Origin of the sequence: Brevibacillus sp. HB2.2, assembly GCF_013284275.1 — a bacterium.
Lineage (GTDB): Bacteria > Bacillota > Bacilli > Brevibacillales > Brevibacillaceae > Brevibacillus > Brevibacillus brevis_D.
The window spans coordinates 306,765-327,465 of the sequence record NZ_JABSUV010000001.1; the positions used below are offsets into that span (position 1 = coordinate 306,765).

The 20,701-nt window shown below is 47.9% G+C and carries 15 protein-coding genes and 1 pseudogene; 4 read left to right on the plus strand and 12 right to left on the minus strand.

The genetic code is table 11. The features are described 5' to 3' along the window. Window positions 1-110 precede the first annotated feature (110 nt). The 8 genes from HP401_RS01145 to HP401_RS01180 all read right to left on the minus strand — a co-directional run bounded on the left by HP401_RS01145 (window position 111) and on the right by HP401_RS01180 (window position 10,967). Entirely contained in the window at window positions 111-1,490 is a 1,380-nt protein-coding gene (locus tag HP401_RS01145; protein ID WP_173603783.1) for a M20/M25/M40 family metallo-hydrolase, read from the minus strand. Window positions 1,491-1,514: 24 nt separating this feature from the next. Continuing rightward, the gene (locus HP401_RS01150) at window positions 1,515-3,536 is read right to left on the minus strand and encodes a S9 family peptidase (protein ID WP_173603784.1); all 2,022 of its coding nucleotides are present in this window, start codon (window positions 3,534-3,536) and stop codon (window positions 1,515-1,517) included. A 5-nt stretch (window positions 3,537-3,541) separates the two neighbouring features. Then, window positions 3,542-5,344: a S9 family peptidase gene (locus tag HP401_RS01155; protein WP_173603785.1), complete on the minus strand. Its 1,803-nt coding sequence runs from the start codon at window positions 5,342-5,344 to the stop codon at window positions 3,542-3,544. A gap of 81 nt (window positions 5,345-5,425) precedes the next feature. Next, entirely contained in the window at window positions 5,426-7,054 is a 1,629-nt protein-coding gene (locus HP401_RS01160; RefSeq protein WP_173603786.1) for a peptide ABC transporter substrate-binding protein, read from the minus strand. Window positions 7,055-7,090: 36 nt separating this feature from the next. After that, window positions 7,091-8,038, minus strand: a complete 948-nt coding sequence (locus HP401_RS01165; protein WP_173603787.1) for an ABC transporter ATP-binding protein — start codon at window positions 8,036-8,038, stop codon at window positions 7,091-7,093. Continuing rightward, the gene (locus HP401_RS01170; protein ID WP_064199613.1) at window positions 8,039-9,058 is read right to left on the minus strand and encodes an ABC transporter ATP-binding protein; all 1,020 of its coding nucleotides are present in this window, start codon (window positions 9,056-9,058) and stop codon (window positions 8,039-8,041) included. Window positions 9,059-9,086: 28 nt separating this feature from the next. Beyond that, window positions 9,087-10,031, minus strand: coding sequence for an ABC transporter permease (locus HP401_RS01175; RefSeq protein ID WP_173603788.1), 945 nt, complete (start codon window positions 10,029-10,031; stop codon window positions 9,087-9,089). A gap of 3 nt (window positions 10,032-10,034) precedes the next feature. Continuing rightward, on the minus strand, window positions 10,035-10,967 hold the full coding sequence (locus HP401_RS01180) for an ABC transporter permease (protein ID WP_016740472.1): 933 nt from the start codon (window positions 10,965-10,967) through the stop codon (window positions 10,035-10,037). Window positions 10,968-11,531: 564 nt separating this feature from the next. Between HP401_RS01180 and HP401_RS01185 the strand changes: the two genes are divergently transcribed. The 3 genes from HP401_RS01185 to HP401_RS01195 all read left to right on the plus strand — a co-directional run bounded on the left by HP401_RS01185 (window position 11,532) and on the right by HP401_RS01195 (window position 14,478). Continuing rightward, a complete protein-coding gene (locus HP401_RS01185) occupies window positions 11,532-12,842 on the plus strand; it encodes a helix-turn-helix domain-containing protein (RefSeq protein WP_173603789.1) in 1,311 nt (436 codons plus the stop codon). A 115-nt stretch (window positions 12,843-12,957) separates the two neighbouring features. Further along, window positions 12,958-13,896, plus strand: coding sequence for an alpha/beta hydrolase (locus HP401_RS01190; RefSeq protein WP_173603790.1), 939 nt, complete (start codon window positions 12,958-12,960; stop codon window positions 13,894-13,896). 54 nt (window positions 13,897-13,950) lie between these two features. Next, window positions 13,951-14,478 carry a GNAT family N-acetyltransferase gene (locus HP401_RS01195; protein WP_173603791.1) on the plus strand — a complete coding sequence of 176 codons (528 nt, stop codon included), beginning with the start codon at window positions 13,951-13,953 and terminating at the stop codon, window positions 14,476-14,478. Between the two features lie 73 nt (window positions 14,479-14,551). Here the strand turns inward: HP401_RS01195 and HP401_RS01200 are convergent, their stop codons facing one another. The 4 genes and pseudogenes from HP401_RS01200 to HP401_RS01210 form a co-directional block, all read right to left on the minus strand. After that, a complete protein-coding gene (locus HP401_RS01200; RefSeq protein ID WP_172138260.1) occupies window positions 14,552-15,439 on the minus strand; it encodes a DMT family transporter in 888 nt (295 codons plus the stop codon). 173 nt (window positions 15,440-15,612) lie between these two features. Continuing rightward, window positions 15,613-17,682 carry an acyltransferase family protein gene (locus tag HP401_RS01205; protein WP_173603792.1) on the minus strand — a complete coding sequence of 690 codons (2,070 nt, stop codon included), beginning with the start codon at window positions 17,680-17,682 and terminating at the stop codon, window positions 15,613-15,615. A 656-nt stretch (window positions 17,683-18,338) separates the two neighbouring features. Further along, window positions 18,339-18,434 (minus strand): annotated as a pseudogene (locus HP401_RS29765) (DUF1697 domain-containing protein); the annotation flags it as partial. A 223-nt stretch (window positions 18,435-18,657) separates the two neighbouring features. Next, entirely contained in the window at window positions 18,658-18,858 is a 201-nt protein-coding gene (locus HP401_RS01210) for a hypothetical protein (protein ID WP_173603793.1), read from the minus strand. Window positions 18,859-19,048: 190 nt separating this feature from the next. Here HP401_RS01210 and HP401_RS01215 point away from each other — a divergent pair, with 190 nt between their 5' ends. Then, the gene (locus tag HP401_RS01215) at window positions 19,049-20,665 is read left to right on the plus strand and encodes a multicopper oxidase family protein (protein ID WP_173603794.1); all 1,617 of its coding nucleotides are present in this window, start codon (window positions 19,049-19,051) and stop codon (window positions 20,663-20,665) included. The last annotated feature ends 36 nt before the right edge of the window (window positions 20,666-20,701 follow it).

Sequence of the window (20,701 nt, forward strand, 5' to 3'; positions counted from 1 at the left end):
GATTGTACATGGTTTACAAAAGCAAAGTCCACTCTGGAAGTGCTACAAGGGGGGCCAAATTGAAAAGGAGACCTTTTTACAAGAAAGGTCCCCTTTTCGCTATTTGGTTGCTACTTAGACAGCGCTTTGGCAAATCCAGAGAGCATGACAACCATATGGGCAATTCCTTCCTCGAAGTCCTTCAAACGGATGGATTCGTTCGGCGCATGTACTTTGCAGCCAACCCAACCTACCCCTGTACTGACAACCGGAAGCTTCAGCTGTTCACCGAAAATATACATCGGACCTGTGCCTGCGGCGTTTGGCGAAAGCACTGGCTCATGATCGTAAATGACGCGAGCCGTATCCAGTACGTGAGCAACAAATGGATGATGGAAATCGGAGCGATACGCTTTTTGTCCGTTGATCATGGTGACGGTAATATCCGTAAAACCATGCTTCTCCAAATGATGCTCGATGCAATTCATGATGTGCTGTGGATCTTGCCCTGGGACAAGGCGGCAATCCAGCTTGGCCTTCGCGCTTTTCGGCAGTACTGTCTTCGCGCCCTCTCCTGTATAGCCGCTATCCAGACCGCAAATGGTCATGGTCGGGTGAAAAACCATGGCTTCGCGTGGGTCCACATGGTTTGCTTTGGTAATGAGTGGGCGTTTCAAACCGTATAGCGCTGCTGTCGCCTCTTCACTGAACGGCAATTCGGAAACGACTTTCTTTTCATCCGCTGTCGGTTCCTCGATCCCTTCGAAGAAGCCTTCGACCAAAATCTCGTTTTGCTGATTTTTCATCGTCGCCAATGCCTGTACGAGGCGCCATGCTGCATTGTCTACATACGCACCGACAGAGGAGTGCATGTCGATCTCTGCCCCAACGCAGGTCAGCTCTAGGTACGCCATTCCTTTGATCCCGGCAACCATGCTGATTCGCTCATTTTCGTCTTTTCCACCAAATTCCCAAATGCAGGCATCCGCCTGGAAAAGCTCCTTGTACGCTTGGAGATATGGCTCCAGATTCGGGCTGCCGATCTCTTCTTCTCCTTCGATCAGGAACTTGATGTTGCAAGGCAAACCGCCTGCCTGCTGCTGCAAAATCTGAATCGCCGTCAGACGCGCAACGAGGTCACCTTTATTATCGGCAGCACCACGCGCATACAGCTTTCCATCGATGATCGTCGGGTCGAACGGCTCCGTGTTCCACTCATGAAACGGTTCTGGTGGTTGAACATCGTAGTGATCGTAAAAGAGGAGGGTTTTGCTGGCGTCTCCCTCACTGCCTGCTGCAAAAAACGCATACACGACTGGATTGCCGCCAAGATTGTCGAGTACCTTTGTCTCACCGCCAACCTCATGAATCATTTTGACCACGTATTCAACCGTCTCTGGGATGGCCTGATGCTGTGCGGATACGGTAGGAAAACGCAAATAATGCTTCAGCTTCTCGATTGCATGCGGCAAATTTTCTTGCACGATACTTATCACTTGTTCTTTGTTCACAAACGGGCACCTCCTATTGGCATTTCATGGCTTTTCGACTTTCTCTTTTTGGTGTGCAACCAAATAGCTGTCAAACCAATCTGTCGTATATTGCAGTCTTAACACGCGTTGCTCGGGATCACCACTGCGGGAAAGCTCATGACTGGCACCCGGGAAACGAACAAACGATACCGGAGCCTTGCCTTGATGCTTCAATGTTACATAGAGCTGCTCGGCCTGTTCGATTGGGCACCGGTAGTCATGTTCGCCGTGCATGATCAGCAGAGGCGTCTCGATGTTCTCCACCAAGCGGATCGGAGAATGCTGCCACATTTTTTCCGGATTCGTGAATGGATTTGCCTGAATCTCCTCCGCAGTGAAGAAATAACCGATATCACTGACACCGTAAAAGCTAACCCAGTTGCAAATACTCCGATCGGTTACGCCCGCTTTGAATCGATTGGTTTTACCGACGATCCAGTTCGTCATGAAGCCACCGTAGCTACCGCCTGCGACACCCAATCGGTCCTCATCGACAAAATCGAAATGATCGCATGCAAATTGCACGGCCGTCATCAAATCGCGGTAATCGTTCCCTCCATAGTCACCGCAGCATGCCTGAACAAAATGCTCTCCGTAGCCAAAGCTCCCTCTCGGATTCGTATAGAGTACGGCGTAGCCTTTTGCAGCGAGCAGCTGGAACTCGTGGAAAAACGTATTTCCATACATGGAGTGAGGTCCGCCATGAATTTGCAGAACCATCGGGTATTTTTTTCCTTTTTCAAAACCGACAGGCTTGAGCATCCAACCGTGCAGCTTCCAGCCATCCTTTGCGACAAACTCTATTTCTTCTGGAACAGGGAGCTCCATGCCCGCAAATAGCTCTTCGTTCAGCGCTGTTAGACGTTTTTCTTCTCCGTCCTTCAAACTTACTTGATACAGGTCCCCTGGCGTAGACGGATCACTGATGGCAGCAACTACCGTTTGTTCGTTTTCATGCAGCGAAAAGCCGTAAATATTCCGATTCCCCGTTACAACAGTCGTGACTTGACCGTCCAGCGTAACGTGATAAATGCCAGAATTTCCTCGTTCGCTGGCGATGAAATACATGCCTCTTCCGTCTGCTGTCCACACAGCACCTGGATTCGGGTGACCTGGCGAGCGCATGTCTCCGATGGTGGAATCGCCAACCTGAACGTCCCAATCCGCCGTGATGCAAGAATAGTCGCCCTTTTCAAAATCATATATCCAGATGCGCTTCTGTGCTGCGTACAAATGCGTGTCCGATTCACTTCCGATATATGCTAGCTTCTTACCGTCAGGTGACCAGGTCGGATAGGCAAAAATCCCTTTGCTGTTGGTCAGCTTTTTCCATTCTCCCCCTTCAGAAGGAATGATAAAAACGTCAACACCGTGCTGAAAATCAGGGTCTTCTGAACGATTCGCCGTAACGGCGAGCCATTTTCCATCCGGCGACCAGGAGCCAATTGCATGATTGTACGGGCCATCGCTGAGTGGAGTAACCTCGCCTGTTTCTACATGAACAATAGCCAGCTGTTTGTTTTTCTCGTAAATGAAACCAAGATCATCGGATTTGTATTTCATTCTCCCGACATGAATGGCTTTGGCCTTTTCTTTCTCCTCAGCTCCTTCCAGGTCTGCGAACGTTTCTCCCTCATCCAGGATCGACGAGAAGACAATATATTTGCCGTCAGGTGACCAAGTCGGATTGCTGACGCCGTTTTTGCAACGCGTGAGCTGCCTAGCCTCTCCTCCGTTTGCATCGATCAGCCAAATCTGTGGTTTTCCTGATCGATTCGAGACAAAGCTGATCTTTGAACCATCAGGCGACCAACGCGGGTAGGTATCGCGGGAGCCAGACGTCAAGGGCAGTGGATCATCTACATCCAATTTTCGTAAATACAAGTGATTTTGATAAGCGTGGGACTCATCGATTTGATTTTCTACATAGGCAAGCGTTTTTCCGTCTGGTGATAGCTGCGGATCACTCGCGTACCGCATTTGATACAAATCTTCAGCCGTTATGCCTCTTTTTGCTTGCGTCATGCTTATCACTCCTCGATTTTATTGGTGGATGCGAGTTGCTCCAAAAAGAACTGGGAAATCTTTTGATTCAACGTGATGTGATTGTCCAGTTTTTCGGTAAAGTGACCTTCATCCTCAAAGATGTGCAAGTCGACTTCTTGCCCCCTGCCTCTCATGTCTGCTACGAGCTGTTCTGCTTCACTGACAGGAACACGCGTATCATTGCGCCCATGGAATACAAGAAGCGGAGCCGTGATCTTCTGCGAATGATTCAAAGGAGCAATTTCTTCAAAAAAGTCATTGTCTTCGCCGAGGAACCCGTACTCCATCTCACGCAATCTCCTTCTCCATTCCCCGGTGTTCTCCAAAAAGGTTTTGAAGTGGGAAATCCCCACAATATCAACACCCGCGGCCCATAGGTCAGGGTAGTGCGTAAGCGCAGCCAGTGTCATGAAGCCTCCGTAACTGCGGCCCATGATGCCGATCGCATTCGGGTCAACGCTTGGGCGGTTGCCTAAATCTTTGACCAGCCAAGCCAAATCTGCTACAGAATCCATCCGCTTGCGGCGATCATCAAGCTGGACATATTCCCGACCGTAGCCCATGCTGCCGCGAACATTCGGTGCAACCACCGTAAAGCCTTCGTTCGCCAAAAATTGAAAAACAGGATGATACTCCGGTCGAATTTGGCTCTCTGGCCCGCCATGGACGTAGACGACGACTGGTTTTTTCTCTGCAGGTTCGGATGTTTCTTTGGCATAAAGGAAATACGGCACTTCCAAGCCATCAAACGAATGAAACGTGCACAATTCCGGCTCGATGAGTTTATCTTCCAGAGCATCGGATTGACCAATGTTTGTCACACGCCTGCTGGTTTGCTCCGAAAGGGTGTACGTCCAGATATCACCTGGAAGTGTAGGACTTTTCAATGTATAGGCGAGCTGATCATCAGTCACCCACGCCAAGGAAGAGATCACGCCCCGTGGTGCTTCCTCTACCCTCTTCCAGCTTTGTTCTGTCAAGGAATAGAGGGCAAGAATGGAGTAGCCTCCTTCATTGATTGTGAAGGCAAGAAACTTCTCATCTGGGGATAATTGGGTCGCCTCCATGTCCCATTTCGGGTCGTGCACCAGTTTATCCAGCTCTCCTGTACGGAGTGAAAAGCGGCACAACGCTTTCGTATTTTCATCGCGGTCGGTTACGAGATATCCCGTTTGGCCGTCTTTAGACAGTACCAAGGAATGATAGCGCGCATGTTTACTGCAGATGGAGAGCTTTTGTGCTTCCTTCGTTTGCAGATTCAACAAATACAGGCAATTGTCAATATTGGTCTCCTGCACGCTGAAAATGAGTCCTCTCCCGTCTGGTAGCCAGCCGATTGGATCGGTGCGCCCATCGTAACGGAAGACTTCTTCATACGCGCCACTCTCGACATCCTGTACAAAAATATCAAAGCTGCGCGGATTGCGACGATTGCTGGACCACGCGATCTTTTGCCCACAAGGTGACCAGCCACCCAAATAGTGAAAATAATCAGGAGCGTCTGTCAGCGGCTTCACAACTGCACCATTTTCCGTTAGCAAAAAGAATTGCTGCCGCTCGTCTCCCTTGTTGTCCATACCGACAATCGTTTTCGTCCCACACGGGGAATGGGTAACTTCTACTACTCGATCAGGCAAAAAGGTCACTTGCTCCGAGCGGTTGGACTCTTCATTCCAGCGCCACAACTGCGCGATACCTGTCAGCTTCGTTAAAAAGGTAATCTCTCTACGCTCCGGTACCACCTTCAATTGATACGCGGATTTCACTTGCAGATAGTCCAAAATCACGAGAAATCATCCTTTCCTGTTTTGCTGGATGTTCGTTGGATTATGTAAAGAGAAAAAAGAGGAGATTGCTCCTCTTTTTTTCTATTTTTTCGTTGCCCAGCGAGCGCTTGGGAACGCGTTGACTGGGAAAGTGAGACCCTCCAGATTCGGTTTCACCAAATAGTTTTGCTGGTAGTGGTAGACTGGCATGAACGGCATTTCATCCATCAAAACGGCTTCTGCCTGATGAAGCAATTCCATACGCTTGTTCGGGTCTTGCTCAACTTTTGCCGCCATATTCAACTGATCATACTCTTTGTTCACCCAACCCGTACGGTTGTTAGGGCTTTCACCCAAATAGTAGTCAAGGTTAAATGAAGGATCATTGATTTGGCCTACCCAGCCCATACGGCCCATTTGATAGTTCTTTTGTTTGGTTGTATCCAGATATACTTTCCACTCTTGGTTTGTCATTTTCACTTCTACGCCCAAGTTTTTCTTGAGCATTTCTTGGATCGCTTGCGCTATTTTCTTGTGGCTTTCATCGGTGTTGTACATGAGTGTAACTTCTGGCAGTGTGGACCAGCCTTCTTCTTGCATACCTTCAGCCAGCAGCTTCTTCGCCGCTTCGTAATCTTCTTTGAAGTAGTCTCCACCCTCTTCGCGGAAGTCTTTTCCGTTTGGCTGCATCGCTCCACGCGGAACCATGGAGTAAGCTGGCGTCTCTCCACCTTGGCTTACCATTTCGGACAGCGCTTTACGGTCAAGCGACATGGCGAAAGCTTTACGAACCTTTTTATTCGTAAACGGTTCTTTCGTTACGTTAAACATGTACATGTACGTACCGTAGTAAGGAACGGATTTAAAATCTGGGCTCGATTTTTCTTGCGCGAGGATGTCAGACGGCATCTCTTTGTTGAAGTCGAGCTCGCCACTCTTGTACATCTGATAAGCAGTCGTGGCATCGTTCACCATTTTCCAGGTGATCTTCTCCATTTTTACGTCCGCTTTGTTCCAATAATGCTCGTTCTTTTCTACCACTAGCTCAGAGTCATGCTTCCAAGAAACGAGCTTGTAAGCACCGTTGGAGATGTAGCTGTCCGCATTTGCTGCCCATTTTGGATTCGCTTCTGCCTGCTTCTTGTTGATTGGGTGCCAGTAACGGGTAGCGAGCATTTTGTCAAAGTACGAGGTAGGTGCGACCAGCTCGATTTCGAGCGTTTTTGCATCCACTGCCTTGATACCTACATCTTCTGCTTTTCCTGTGCCCTTGTTGTATGCCTCTGCTCCTTTAATGTAATAGAGGAGGTAAGCCGTAGTCGAAGCAGTTGCTGGATCAAGATGCTTCATATACGTGAAAGCAAAATCCTCGGCTGTCACTGGCTCGCCGTTTGTCCATTTCACATCATCGCGCAAAATGAATGTGTACTTTAGCTTGTCATCTGACAGCTTCACTTCCTTGGCTTGTCCCAAGATCGGATTGCCGTCCTTATCCTTGGTGTACAGACCTTCCCCCAAGTGATCCATGATCCAGAAGGACGTCGTATCTGTTGACGTGAGTGGGTTCAAATCTGGCGGCTCAGACTTGGCATTGAACACAACCTCTTGTTTGGCAGCAGCGCCTGGGGCAGTGGTACCTCCAGTCGATGCTGACTCGCCACTACCGCCGCAACCAGCTAGAGCCGGAATGACGAGCGAGAGCGACAGGGCAAAAGCAGCTAATTTCTTCACGTTGTTTCCCCCTATATATTAAGATAGAAAATCGAACTACTGATAGAGATGACAAGCGACCCAATGGTTTGGTGCGGCTTCCTGCCATTCAGGAACCTGTGCCGCGCATTGCTCCATGGCCTTTGGGCATCTTGTTCGGAAAACACAACCACTTGGAGCGTTGGCAGGACTCGGCAAATCGCCCTGCAAGATGATGCGCTCCCGCTTGATTGTCGGATCAGGAATCGGAATGGAGGACAGTAACGCTTGTGTATATGGATGAAGTGGCTTTGCGTACAGCTCGAAGCTGTTTGCCATTTCTACCATTTTGCCGAGGTACATCACTCCGATTCGAGTGGAAATATGCTTCACCATGGACAGATCGTGGGCGATAAACAAGTAAGTCAGACCCCTGTCCTGCTGCAAGTCTTCCAATAGATTCACGACCTGCGCTTGAATTGACACATCAAGTGCCGAAATCGGTTCATCCGCGATGATAAATTCCGGCTCGACCGCCAGTGCTCGGGCAATCCCGATCCGCTGCCTTTGGCCTCCACTGAATTCATGAGGGAATCGGTTCGCATGTTCCTTGGACAAACCAACCAGCTCCAGCAATTCTTTGACCCGATCCGCTCTTGCACCACGGGACAAACCGTGAATATCCAGGCCCTCCGCAATAATGTCCATGACGGTCATGCGCGGATTCAGACTTGCTTGCGGGTCTTGAAAAATCATTTGGACGTCGCGGTGGAACTGCTCTGCCTCTTTTCCTTTTAAGCGATGTGCATTTTTGCCTTTGAACAAAACTTCTCCATCTGTATTTTCATAGAGGCGAATCATCGTTCTGCCCAATGTCGACTTACCGCAGCCGCTCTCGCCTACTAGTCCGAGCGTCTCACCGCGATGAATCGTGAAGGTCACGCCGTCGACTGCCTTTAGCGAAATCCCATTCCCGATCTCAAAATGCTTTTTTAGATTTTTAACTTCAACCAACGCTTGGCTCATCTACGTCTGCCTCCCTACTGCCACCAGTTCTTCCAGCTTCGGTGCCCGTGGATCATGTAGCCAGCATGCAGCTTGGTGACCCTCGGTGAATGTGGAAGCGTCCGGCATTTGCTGCTCGCATATTTCCATCGCAAACTGACAACGTGGAGCGAACGGACACCCTTTTGGCGGGTGGAATAAATCCGGCGGTGTTCCCTCAATCGGTACCAGTCGTTCCTTTTCCACACCATCGATCCGCGGTAGAGAGCGCATCAAGCCCCAAGTGTACGGATGCTTCGGATTTGCGAAAATATCCTCTACCTTGCCTGTTTCCACCACAATTCCTGCGTACATAACCACGGCCCGGTGCGCGATTTCGGCTACGACACCCAAATCATGTGTAATCATCACAATGGAGAGCTGCTGCTTTTCCTGTAATTCTTTGAGCAAGTCCAAGATTTGTGCTTGTATCGTTACATCCAATGCTGTCGTCGGTTCATCTGCAATGACGAGCTTTGGATTATTGGCGAGCGCAATAGCGATAACGACACGTTGCCGCATTCCCCCGGAAAACTCATGCGGGTATTGATCCACCCGTTTTTCTGGATCGGGGATACCAACCAATCGCAGCATCTCCATTGCTTTTTTACGTGCCTCTTCTTTGCTGACCTGCTGGGTACGAACAAATCCCTCGACGATTTGGGCGCCGACCCTCATCGTCGGATTCAGTGCCGTCATCGGGTCCTGGAAGACCATCCCGATCTCAGCTCCACGAACCGATAGCAATTCCTTCTTACTCATCCCCGTGATGACTTTTCCGTCAAAACGAATCTGACCATCCACAATTCTTCCCGGCGGGTTCGGGATCAAGCCCATGATCGCTTGGGCGGTTACGCTCTTTCCACAACCGCTCTCTCCCACTACCGCAAGCGTCTCGCCACGATCAACATGAAAGGTAACTCCCCGTACAGCCTGTACCTCTCCACCGTACGTTTTGAAATGTACGCGGAGGTTTTCTACTTGTAGCAAATGATCCGCCATGTCTGATCCTCCTATCTTCGTGGCGAGGTTACTCGCGAATTCTTGGGTCCAATGCGTCCTGCAAGCCATCACCGAAAACGTTGAAGGCAAACATCGTCAAAGAAATCATCAAGGCCGGGAAGAAAAGTCTCCACCAATCCCCTGTCAAAATGACGCCGAGTGCATCGTTAGTCATCGTGCCCCAGCTAGCGATTGGCGCTTGCACACCCAATCCCAGAAAGCTGAGGAAAGATTCTGCAAATATCGCCGACGGAATGGTAAACGTCAAGTTCACGATAATGACTCCAATGGTATTCGGAATCAGGTGGCGCAACAAGATGCGAGGGAATTTGGCGCCCAGCACTTGCGCTGCCATGATGAACTCCTGGTTTTTCAATTGCAGGATTTGTCCCCGAACGAGACGAGCCATCCCTACCCAACCGGTTGCGGACAATGCGATGATAATGGTAACAATTCCAGGCTCCATGACAACCATCAGCATGATCACCACGAGCAGATATGGCAATCCGTATAAGACCTCGATCAATCGCATGATGATGGTATCGATTCGGTCTCCCTTTTTGCCTCGACCGGCCATGTATCCGGCAATACCGCCGACGGTCACTCCGATGACCAAGTCAATTAACGCTGCCGATATTCCGATAATCAGTGAAATCTGCGCTCCGTACCATGTTCGTGAAAACATGTCGCGCCCTAGCTCATCTGTTCCGAACCAATGCTCGCTCGAAATTTCCTGATTCGCATTCAAGAGACTCTGATCGGAATAGCTATACGGAACGAGATGTGGACCAATGATCGCCATGGCTATCAGCATAACAATCAGGGTCAAACCCACCATGGCCAGCTTGTTTCTAACGAGCTTTCTCGCTACTTGTTGAAAATGAGTCAGGCTCGGTCGCATCTGGGCGATCTGTCCATCTGCTTTTTGAGCTCTAGGTCGAAACAACTCATTTACTGATTGATCTACCGCCATTGGCTACCTCCCCCTGCTCGATAGTTTGATTCGTGGATCGATAAATATATAGGCCAGATCAATCAAGAAGATAATGAGTACCAAGATGGCACTGTAGAATACTGTCGTTCCTAGAATAACGGGATAATCTCGATTGAAAATGCCATCGACGAAGTACTTGCCGATCCCTGGTACCGCAAAAATCTTTTCGACAACAAACGTTCCGGTTAACAACCCCGCGATAAGCGGTCCCATAAACGTGACGATCGGCAAAATCGCGTTGCGGATTCCGTGCTTGATCACTATCAGAAAAGTCGGAATTCCTTTCGCCTCAGCGGTCCGTATGTAATTCTGGTTCATCACGTCGATCATGCTCGTACGCATATAGCGTGTAATGATGGCTAAAGGTCCAAAAGCAAGTGCGAGTGAAGGCAGAACCGAGTGTTTCCAGCTGGCAAGCGTAGCTACTGGGAATAACGGCCATTTAATTGCCAAGTAATTAATGAGTAACGGCGCCATGATAAAGCTGGGTACAGCAATTCCTAATACAGCCATGACCATTGCCGCATAATCAATCCAGGTATTTCGGTTTAATGCCGCAATTGTTCCGAATAAAAGTCCGAAAAAAAGGGCAACCGCTATCGCCTGCAAACCAATCATTGCAGATGCTCCGAAGCCATCTTTGATCATATCATTGACACCGCGTGTCTCCGACTTAATAGAAGGTCCTAAATCGAGCATGACCAAACTTTTTAGATAAAGCAAATACTGCATCGGCAGCGGTTCATCCAAATTATATTTGGCACGCAGATTGAGCAATATTTGCTCGGGCAACTGATCTGACTCCGACGCGAATGGATCACCAGGGATCATATGCATCAAGCTAAAAGTCAACGTTACAATAATCCACAAGGTGAGTACCATCATCAAAATTCTTTTGAGTAAATAACGCGACATCTATACGCCCCCTAGTCCAGACTTGCAAAAAGATTAAGAAAATTCAACGTACCCTCCTTTTGTTCGAGTTCAAAAAGTTGACTTTTCAGCACCGAGAAGATGGCGAGAACTGAACGAAGGAGGAGCGCAGTGTAGGCCATCTACATGAGCACCGGACTTCGGAGGTGAACGCCATATTCGATGTCGAATTCGCTTTCTTGACTACTTCGTGATCAAAAGACAACTTTTTGAACAACCTCTTTAACGGAAATTGACCTAAAACATTCCTTAATTCAACAATATAGTGCCGTAATTATTTAATGTCAATTCTGATTTTTTTATTTTTTACATCGATTCATAAAGGAATTTGCTGAAAGTTGTCAAATATAAAACAATTAATACGGAAAATTTCCCTAAAACATCCCTATTTCAAGCTTCGTGGTCGCGACAACTCGCATACCCATCTGATGGGTTATATCTTATCTATATAAGAAAGACTGTCATACTAAGATGGCGTAGAAAGGATGGATCTCCTTCCTGACGAATGGTTTATCCCGTAGTTTAACTTTTTTGGAGGATATTTTGATGATAAAAGTTGGCATAGTCGGTCCAAAAGATTCAGTAGATGCAATGCTAGCTGTGGGTCGTGAGTTTTCCGATCACATCCTACTCACCTCCTTTGTTTATCAAGGAGTGGAACAAGTACCTGCTTATGTAGCCGAAAATGATATGGAAACAGATATCTGGTTCTTCTCTGGAGTCGCCCCCTATTCTATGGCAAAAGCGCATATCGGCAAGAAAAAAGCCTTTTATCCGCAAGTCAATTCAAGTGTCCTGACCAAAGTATTGCTCGAATTGGTATACCGCGATGGTCTTTCTTTAGATCGTGTGAGCTTCGACACCATTTCGGAAGCGCATTTTCGTGAGACTTTAGAGGAATTGGGCCTGCACTGTGAGAATCCATACCTAAAGCCGTATAAAGAATTCAGAAAGAGAGCTGAATTGGTAGCCTATCACACCCGCCTTATTCAGGAAGGCAAGGTAGACGCTTGTGTCACAGGAACGCTTTACGTCACCGAAGAATTAAAACGACAAGGAATCAGAGTATACCGAATGGGCTTCACGCGCTTTATATTTCGAGAGATTTTCAAGCAAATTCTGCAAGAGGGTGAAACGCTCCACTTCAAGCGCTCCCAAATTGCAGTTCAATTGATTGAGGTATCCGACATGGAAAAGCTCGTGAATGAACCTGCAAACGCATACGAGCTACGGCGCCTCGATTTGAAGCTGCAAGAGCTCGTACTTGATTACACAGAGTCGATTTCCGGTAGCTTCGTCGCGGTCGGCAATTCCAAGTTCATTATTTTTTCCACCCGCGGATCGTATGAAGACAATCCAGATTTTCACCCCACGATCCTTTTGGAAAAAATTAAGCTGCTCACCCATTCGCACGCGAATATGGGAATCGGCTTCGGTGTCACAGCATTGTCTGCGGAGCGCAATGCACAGCTTGCTCTCGGTCACGCCAAAAACCATCAGGATGCCGTGATCCTTGTTGACCATGATGGTTCGATTGAAGGCCCGCTGCGTCAGCCGAACAGCATCAGCTACGAATATTGGACACAGGACAAAGAAATCAGCGAAAATCTGAAAAAAGCTGGTGTCAGTATTACCACTTTTAACAAAATCATTTCCGTCCAAAAGGCGCTGGGGCAAAAATATATCAGCGCTTCGATGATCGCGGAATGGATGGGAATGACACCTCGCAATGCGCGAAGAATCTTAAGTGACTTGGCTGAGCACAACATTATCGAACTCATTGGGGAAGAGACGCCAACGAACCGAGGGCGCCCACGGAAAATTTATCGTATACTCCCCTCGCCACAAGCCACATAATTGTTTCTCTGTGAGAAAGGCCCAAGCTTGTGATTTCCAGAAAACTTCTTTTGTGGATCATTGCTGGTCATGCATATAAGCTATCCAACTATTATGCAATTAGGGGGTCATCCACATGCCCGTTCATCCACAGATTCAACAAATATTAGACGTCTTCAACCGCTCACGTCATGATGTTGACTTTAACCAATTGACACCACAGATAATGCGAATGGCGACTGATCAAAATCGAGATTCAAGCGCGGAACGTGAACAGGTAAAAAAGGTAGAGAATCTCTCGCTTCCCTTAGAAGGTCGTTCCATTCCGATTCGCATATACACACCAGAAGGACATGCCCCCTTCCCTGCACTTGTGTACTTTCATGGGGGCGGCTTTGTGATTGGCAATCTTGATACAGCAGACTCGGTATGTCGCAACTTCGCAAATAACGCAAAATGTGTGGTCATTTCTATTGATTATCGGCTCGCTCCTGAACATCCTTTTCCTGCTGGATTGGAAGATGCGTATGATTCTCTTCTTTATATTTCAGCTCATGCTGATCAATTTGGCATTGATCCATCGCGGATAGCGGTTGGGGGAGATAGTGCCGGAGGTAATTTTGCCACAGTCGTGTGTCTCATGGCGAAAGAACGACAGGGGCCGCCTATCGTATTTCAATTATTAATTTATCCAGCCGTAGGAATTGTGGACACCACTCCCTACCCATCCATGCAGGAAAATGCGCGTGGCTATTTGATGGATGTGGAATTGCTGAATTGGTTCCTCTCTCATTATCTACCGCCTTCCGATCTGCAAAATCCCTATCTTGATCCAATCCATGGTGCAGATCTCACTGCCCTGCCTCCTGCCATGGTGATTACTGCCGAATATGACCCGTTGCGAGATGGCGGAAAAGCGTATGCTGACAAGCTACGCGATAGCGGTGTCGATGTCGTCTATCGGAATGAACAAGGCTTGATCCATTCCTTCATCGGATTCCATAAGACTATTAAGCAAGCGCAAGAATCGTTGGATGAGATGTCGGCGCAATTACGAAAAGCTTTCAAAATATAGGTCGTATTGGATAAACAATGCGTAGGCATCAACATGGTAGGAAGGATGAAATCATTGACTAGACATACAGAAGACAAAGTGACCATTCGCTTCGTTCGCATCGAGGATGCGGCAGCCATTTTATCTATGCAACGTGATGTGTTTTGCGAAGGTGAATTTTTCATTGCTGTTTCCGAAGAGTTCAACAAAACCATGGAGCAGCAGCTTGAGTGGATACAAAGCATCATCGACAATGACAGGGACACCATGTTCGTAGCGGAAATAAACGGGGAATTGGCTGGCATGGTCGTGTTCGTATCTCCGGCTCGCAAGCGTTTGTCTCATACAGGTTTGATCACAATGATGATCCAGAAAGCTCACAGAAATAAGGGCATTGGCAAGGTTTTATTGAAGGAGTTGTTAGCTTGGGCAGAGCAACATCCGCTCATTGAAAAAGTAAGCTTAGGGGTGTTCTCCAACAATCTGAGAGCGATCGCTTTATACAAAAGCCTTGGATTTGTGGAAGAAGGACGAAAAGTGAAAGAATTCAAGCTGGCTAACAATGAATACGCAGATGATATCCTGATGTACAAATTCGTATAGCGTCCATTCGTTTCCCTTCCATGCAAAAAAAGGACCTTCCCATCAGGTCCTTTTCTTTATGAGCAAGTAAGCTCTATACCGATTTCGATGGCTGAACAGCTTGTTTCTTTTGAACACTGGCAACAATCACACCCACGACGATCAACAAGGAGCCTCCGACTTGAATCGACGTCACCTGCGAGCCAAGCAGTAAAAACCCGACCAGCATCGCTACAAAGGGCTGCAAGTTAAGAAAAATAGCTGCTTTGCCCGTCCCTACCACCTTTAATTGCTGATTCCAGACAATTCCACATATTCCTTGCATGAGGATCGCGGTCAAAATGAGCATCGCCCATGCCCACACTTCATGGCTGATCTGCGTCCCGGGCTCGATTGTCAACAGCGCGGCAGGAGTCAAAAACAACGTGCCAACCGTCGTCGAGTAAACCGTGGCAATAAACGGCTGGATGGTTTGCGTCAGTTTGCGAATGATGATCATGGAAGACGAGAATGCGACCATGGCAATCACAATGAGTAAGACTCCCTTGGTAACGGAGAGTCCAGCACCAATACCGACAACGAAGAATGTTCCCATGAGCGCCAGGCCAGACCCAATCTTCATACGCAAGGTAAACTGCTCCTTCAAAAACAAAGAGGCCAGCACTGCGGTGACGATCGGTGACAAGGAAAGAATCAACGATGCCGTTGTCGCGTCTGTCGTCAAGAGTCCGTTGAAATACGCCGTTTGATTCGCCAGCGTCCCGATCAAGCCTAGCAATACAAGAAGTCCTAGCTCACGCGCTGTGATTTTTACGAATTTTTTGGCCAGCCACGCGTAGATGATGAGAAACATTGATGTGAAAAGCAAGCGTACATCTGCCAAAAACAGCGGAGGAAACTCTTTAACCAGCATGCTTCCGAACACAAAATTACTGCCCCACAACGTCACACAAAAAAGCAATAGCAAGTACGACCGAATCATGATTGTTCCTTCTTTCACCCGATTCATTATTCTTCCGTTAGCTATCGTACAGGAGAGTGAGAAAAAAGTCCATGAGCTGATCTGCTATTGTTTGATGGAAATGATATTTGGTTGTACGCCCTTTCACATAAAAAAGACCAGTGAACGAGTTGGTTCACTGGTCTTCTCTTGTTTTATTGTACCATTTCTACCATAGGGGTCTCCTCGGTTGCTTCCAGTGCCCCTTCCATCTGCCCTGTCTCTTCTACTTCCGACTCTTTCTCTTTCTCTTCCTCTTTCACTTCCGGCTTCTTCTCTGGCTGCGTCGGCGCGATTGCACTCGCCACGAGTGCCGCGTATTTTTGCGAGCCTTCCTTATTCGGGTGAACACCGTCTTTGTAAAAGTAAGAGCTTTGCCCTTCACTTGCCGTATACCAATCTACAAGAACGACATGTGGATGGGCAGCAGCCGTTTCCGCCAGCATCTTATTCACGACGCTTTCCCACGGTTTAGGTACGCGAGAATTGATGAGAATGATCTGCTCTACGCCATCCAGTGATTGCAGCAGCTTGTCGAGCTGCCCTTTACTAAATGCGCCGTTCGAGCCTAATTCAATCACCACGCGATTTCCCAATTGGCCTTTTGCCTTGAGCTGCGCAATTACGTCAGGAGCTTGCGCCATTTGCCTTCCGATTTTGGCATCCACGACGATCCCTGGCAATAGTTTCTCCATGTAAGGAGCCACATCAATCATGACAGAGTCACCGATCACAGTGATCCCTTTACCAGAGCCTATCGCTTTGATCGGTTCCTGTTTTTGGTCAGGCTGTTTGGAAGCATTCGAATCTTTCTGCTTCTCGGCAGGCTTCTGCTTTTGTCCGTTGTTAGTTGGCTTCTGCTCATTTTTCGGTTTTGTAGGTGGAGTAGCTGGTTTTTGAACCGTTTCCGGCTTCTTCTCTACGATTGGCACCTCAGGACCGTGGGGCTTGTCGGGAACCTTTGTCTCGGCGACCGTTTGAGTTGGCTGCGTCACATTTCCAGCGGTCGCATCTGACGTGAGCGAAGCGATCCCATAATACGTAACACAAAGAGCAATCGCGCAACCAGTGGCCAAAACACGGTTTAACCGTTTTGTTTTCTGCCCTGCCTTATTGGAGGAATTCCAGATTTTCCCTAATGCACCATACCGAATAGGCTCTTCGAGATATTTCCATGACAACGATGCCAGCAAAATGCTTGCGAGGAGCTGCAAAACCGCTCCAGGTATCGCCATCCACTCCCTTTCCGCCAAAAACGGATTCGTCCAAACGATAACAGGGTAATGCCACAAATAAATACCGTAAGATCGAACGCCAATCCAGCGCAGTGGCTTGCAGCCCATCCATTTCGCCAAGCTGCTTGCCGGATGTGCGAGTACGGCGACCAGCACGGCACTGACGACAGACAGAAGGACGAGCCCGCCTTCGTACAAATAGTCATCATATTGATTCGTGTTCCAAATGCTGTACAAAAGAATCCCTAAGCTCAAGAGACCGCTGAGATCAAGCGTAATTCGCGCTTTCTGTGAAATGTTCGTCGTAAGCAACCGACTCGGCCACATCATGGCGAGTGCGGCACCGATCAACAATCCGAATACTCGTGTGTCCGTTCCGTAATAGACACGACTCGGATCAAGACCTGGCTCATACCATACAGCCATGAGGATGGCAGATAGTGCAGCCAGCACCAAAGTAATGATCATGATTGGCCCCCTGCGCTTCAGGAAGCGTAGTCCCAGCGCGAGTACCAGCGGCCAAATGACATAGAACTGTTCTTCGACCGCCAATGACCACAGATGGCCTAACGGTGAGGGCGGACCGAATTTTTCAAAATAAGATACGTCATGAAAGACCAGCCACCAGTTGCTCATGTACAGAACGGCTGCTCCTACATCTCCTCGAATGGTTTCCAACTGGGCTGGGGACAAGATGGCTACCCCTGCCACCACCACAAACAACATGAGGAACAGCGCTGGGAGCAGTCTTTTGGCACGGCGCAACCAAAAGTTTTTCATGTCGAGTCTGCCATTTCGATTCCATTCTGCAATTAATAAGTCTGTAATTAAATATCCCGATAAAACGAAGAAAATACCGACACCCAGCAATCCCCCGGGTGCCCAGTCGTAATTCAAGTGATAAATAATGACTGCGAGTACCGCCAGCGCACGAAGCCCGTCGATCCCAGCCATGTATCGACTGCTGGAGCCTTTGATCGGTTCAGGCATGCTGGTGGCCTCCCATCGTTGCATGTTGGCGAGTGATTAATTCGTTCTGATTATTGTTTCTTTTCGTACCCATCGTCCTTTTCATATTTTTATGGTGATTCTTCGTGCTCGCCATGCAAAACATTTCATTCTCCCCTTTTACCTTCCGTTCTGTTAGTGTCCTTTGTTGTTGGGGGCAGTCATTACACATCGGGAATTGCGTGCTCTATGAATGCAAAAACCCCTGTTTCTGGAATCGTGCGAAAGCGGGGGTTGGTCTCGTTCATTATCTTTATGGAAAATGAATTCTTCCCATCATCGTTGCCCGTATTCAGGATGTGATGAACTACTCACTATCTCGTTGTTTTTGGTTCGCTTACTCCCTTATATATGCCTCACACCTTCCTTATAGTGGATGGTCTCACAAGGAAATTACCCGGTCCTTGTCTTACGTTAGACTCTTGCTGAGTAGTTGTGTGTAACCTGATTATATGACGGTTTCGGGGGATAACTCGTTACAAACTGTTTACATTCTGACCCTATTTTTTCCCGGTAAAAACGCGGAACAAAAAAAGAAGCTGCTGGTATAGTTTCCCCCATCAGCTTCACGATTGTTGATCATCGCAGACCACCACTGTCAGATGCAAAATGCAACGTGTTTACTTGTCACAAAAGATTTACGGATCAACAGCCTGCATTCGTTCGTAAATTTTGCGAGTTGTATTGACATTCCTGATTGTCATTTGTTGATAAACCTTTGAGCCAATAAGTTTCTGCTTGATGTCATGTCAAATCCAAAAGCTTGTATGTATCATCTCTTCCAATTGGTGAGGAATGGTTGCTTTGGAATCGGTATCCCCCGAAGGAAAGCGACATCAACCACGGTCATTCCCCTATCACTACCATTTTCGCCAATCGAAACAGGAAACACAAGACAAAAATAAAATCCCCATCGATTACCAGCACCGACGAGGATTTTCGCTTGATTATCCCAATTTAAATATGATGAGTAAACAAATAATTCAAGAAAAGACCACCGCTGACAACCGCAATCACCATGCATGCGACGCCACTTTTCACCCGTTCGGAGAGCAACCGCATAAATCCAAGACAGAAAAAGACTCCTGTGACCAAAAAATAAGCGACTCCAACCCAAAAAACATTCCAAGGCAAGCTCGCAAAATCTACGTTACCCACACGTGAACACCATCCCTGTCCGATTCTACTGATTACTTCTATGTACGATACTCCATTATAGCATTTGTTCACGCTTACTTTCCCATTTTTGTTCAATGCGTAACAGAAGTGTCATACATCCTGTCTTCATGTTTTCTACACAATCGTTTGGTACGCTTTCACCAACAGCGAAAAGGAGGAAAAAGTGCACATGAACAAACGGACAATACGCCCATGGGCTTATCTACTGGTTCTAGGTGGCGTTTTGCTGTTATCGGCATGCTCAACTGCCACTGACAATACCACGATGGATCATAATGGACACAACATGAATTCTTCACCCGAAATATCCGCACAAGCTCAACCACAACAGATGTCTACATCCAGCGACTCGTCTATGGAGGTGCTTACAGGCACTACGTTTACCCTCACGGCAAAAGAAAATATGCTCCACCTCGATGACAAGACCATGAAAAACGCATGGACGTACAATGGAACCGTTCCAGGTCCACAGCTTCGTGTCAAACAAGGGGAAACCATCAGCGTGACGTTGAAAAACGAATTGCCCGAGCCGGTCACCATTCACTGGCATGGCTTACCCGTCCCAAATAATATGGATGGAATCCCTGGGGTTACCCAAAATGCCGTAAGACCAAACGAAAGCTTCACCTACAAATTCAAAGTGGACGTTGCCGGGACATACTGGTACCACTCGCATCAAAACAGTGCTAAGCAGGTAGACAAAGGGTTGTACGGTTCACTTGTGGTGGAACCGGCTACGCCAGAGCCTGTTGATAAGGACTTTACCCTCGTTTTGGATGAATGGATGCAGGACGATAGCATGGCGGAAATGCACGGAAGTGGCATGAGCCATGGCACCACTGCCCCTTCTTCCGATAGCTCGTCCACTGGTGGTCACAACATGGCCAGTATGGAGATGCCCATGAGTGACGCTGAGATGATGCCGCTGATGTATACGATCTTTTCCGTGAACGGAAAAACAGGCCCGGCCATCCAGCCGCTATCTGTTAAAGAAGGTGAGAAGGTCAGAATCCGCCTGGTCAATGCCGGATACTTGAACCACAAGCTGAACCTGCAAGGTCATGAATTTAAAATCGTAGCAACAGACGGGCAACCTATCAATAACCCGCCACTAGTAGGCGGCCAGCTCCTCAACATCGGACCAGGAGAACGATATGATCTCGAATTTGTCGCAAACAATCCAGGCAAATGGTTACTAGAGGAGCGCAGCACAAATCCAGGCGCCAAGTCCCTTGTCGTGCCCATCGTCTACGAAGGCTCGGAATCAAAAGCAGCCAAATCCGAAGCTGGCGATATGCCGACGATAGACATTACCAAATACGGTGAGGCGGCAAAAAGCAGCTTTACACTAGAGCAGAAATATGACATCACGTATCAAATGGATCTGAACACGGAAACGGCAGATGGAAAAATGGCCTTTACCATCAATGGTAAAACGTTCCCAAATGTCCCTCCGCTCAACGTCAAAAAAGGAAATCTGGTCAAAGTCACACTGGTGAACAAATCCCCAAAAGATATCCACCCGATGCATTTGCATGGACATTTCTTCCAAGTATTAAGCAAAAACGGTCAGCCTATCTCAGGCTCTCCTCTGGTTAAAGATACGCTGAACATTTTGCCGGGTGAATCTTACGTAGTTGCTTTTGAAGCTGACAATCCAGGAGACTGGATGTTCCACTGCCACGATTTGGGCCATGCTGCGCAAGGAATGGTATCCGAAGTAAAATATGAAGGCTTCAAGCCAGATTTCGTCGTCGATCCTACTGTCGGCAACATGCCAGAATAACCACAGAAAAAAGCAGGAGCCTACATGGCTTCCTGC

Coding starts and splice junctions, on each gene's coding strand:
- HP401_RS01150 (WP_173603784.1), bottom strand. CDS start 3,536: ATGACGCAAGCAAAAAGAGGCATAACGGCTGAAGATTTGTATCAAATG.
- HP401_RS01165 (WP_173603787.1), bottom strand. CDS start 8,038: ATGAGCCAAGCGTTGGTTGAAGTTAAAAATCTAAAAAAGCATTTTGAG.
- HP401_RS01170 (WP_064199613.1), bottom strand. CDS start 9,058: ATGGCGGATCATTTGCTACAAGTAGAAAACCTCCGCGTACATTTCAAA.
- HP401_RS01175 (WP_173603788.1), bottom strand. CDS start 10,031: ATGGCGGTAGATCAATCAGTAAATGAGTTGTTTCGACCTAGAGCTCAA.
- HP401_RS01180 (WP_016740472.1), bottom strand. CDS start 10,967: ATGTCGCGTTATTTACTCAAAAGAATTTTGATGATGGTACTCACCTTG.
- HP401_RS01185 (WP_173603789.1), top strand. CDS start 11,532: ATGATAAAAGTTGGCATAGTCGGTCCAAAAGATTCAGTAGATGCAATG.
- HP401_RS01190 (WP_173603790.1), top strand. CDS start 12,958: ATGCCCGTTCATCCACAGATTCAACAAATATTAGACGTCTTCAACCGC.
- HP401_RS01200 (WP_172138260.1), bottom strand. CDS start 15,439: ATGATTCGGTCGTACTTGCTATTGCTTTTTTGTGTGACGTTGTGGGGC.
- HP401_RS01205 (WP_173603792.1), bottom strand. CDS start 17,682: ATGCCTGAACCGATCAAAGGCTCCAGCAGTCGATACATGGCTGGGATC.
- HP401_RS01215 (WP_173603794.1), top strand. CDS start 19,049: ATGAACAAACGGACAATACGCCCATGGGCTTATCTACTGGTTCTAGGT.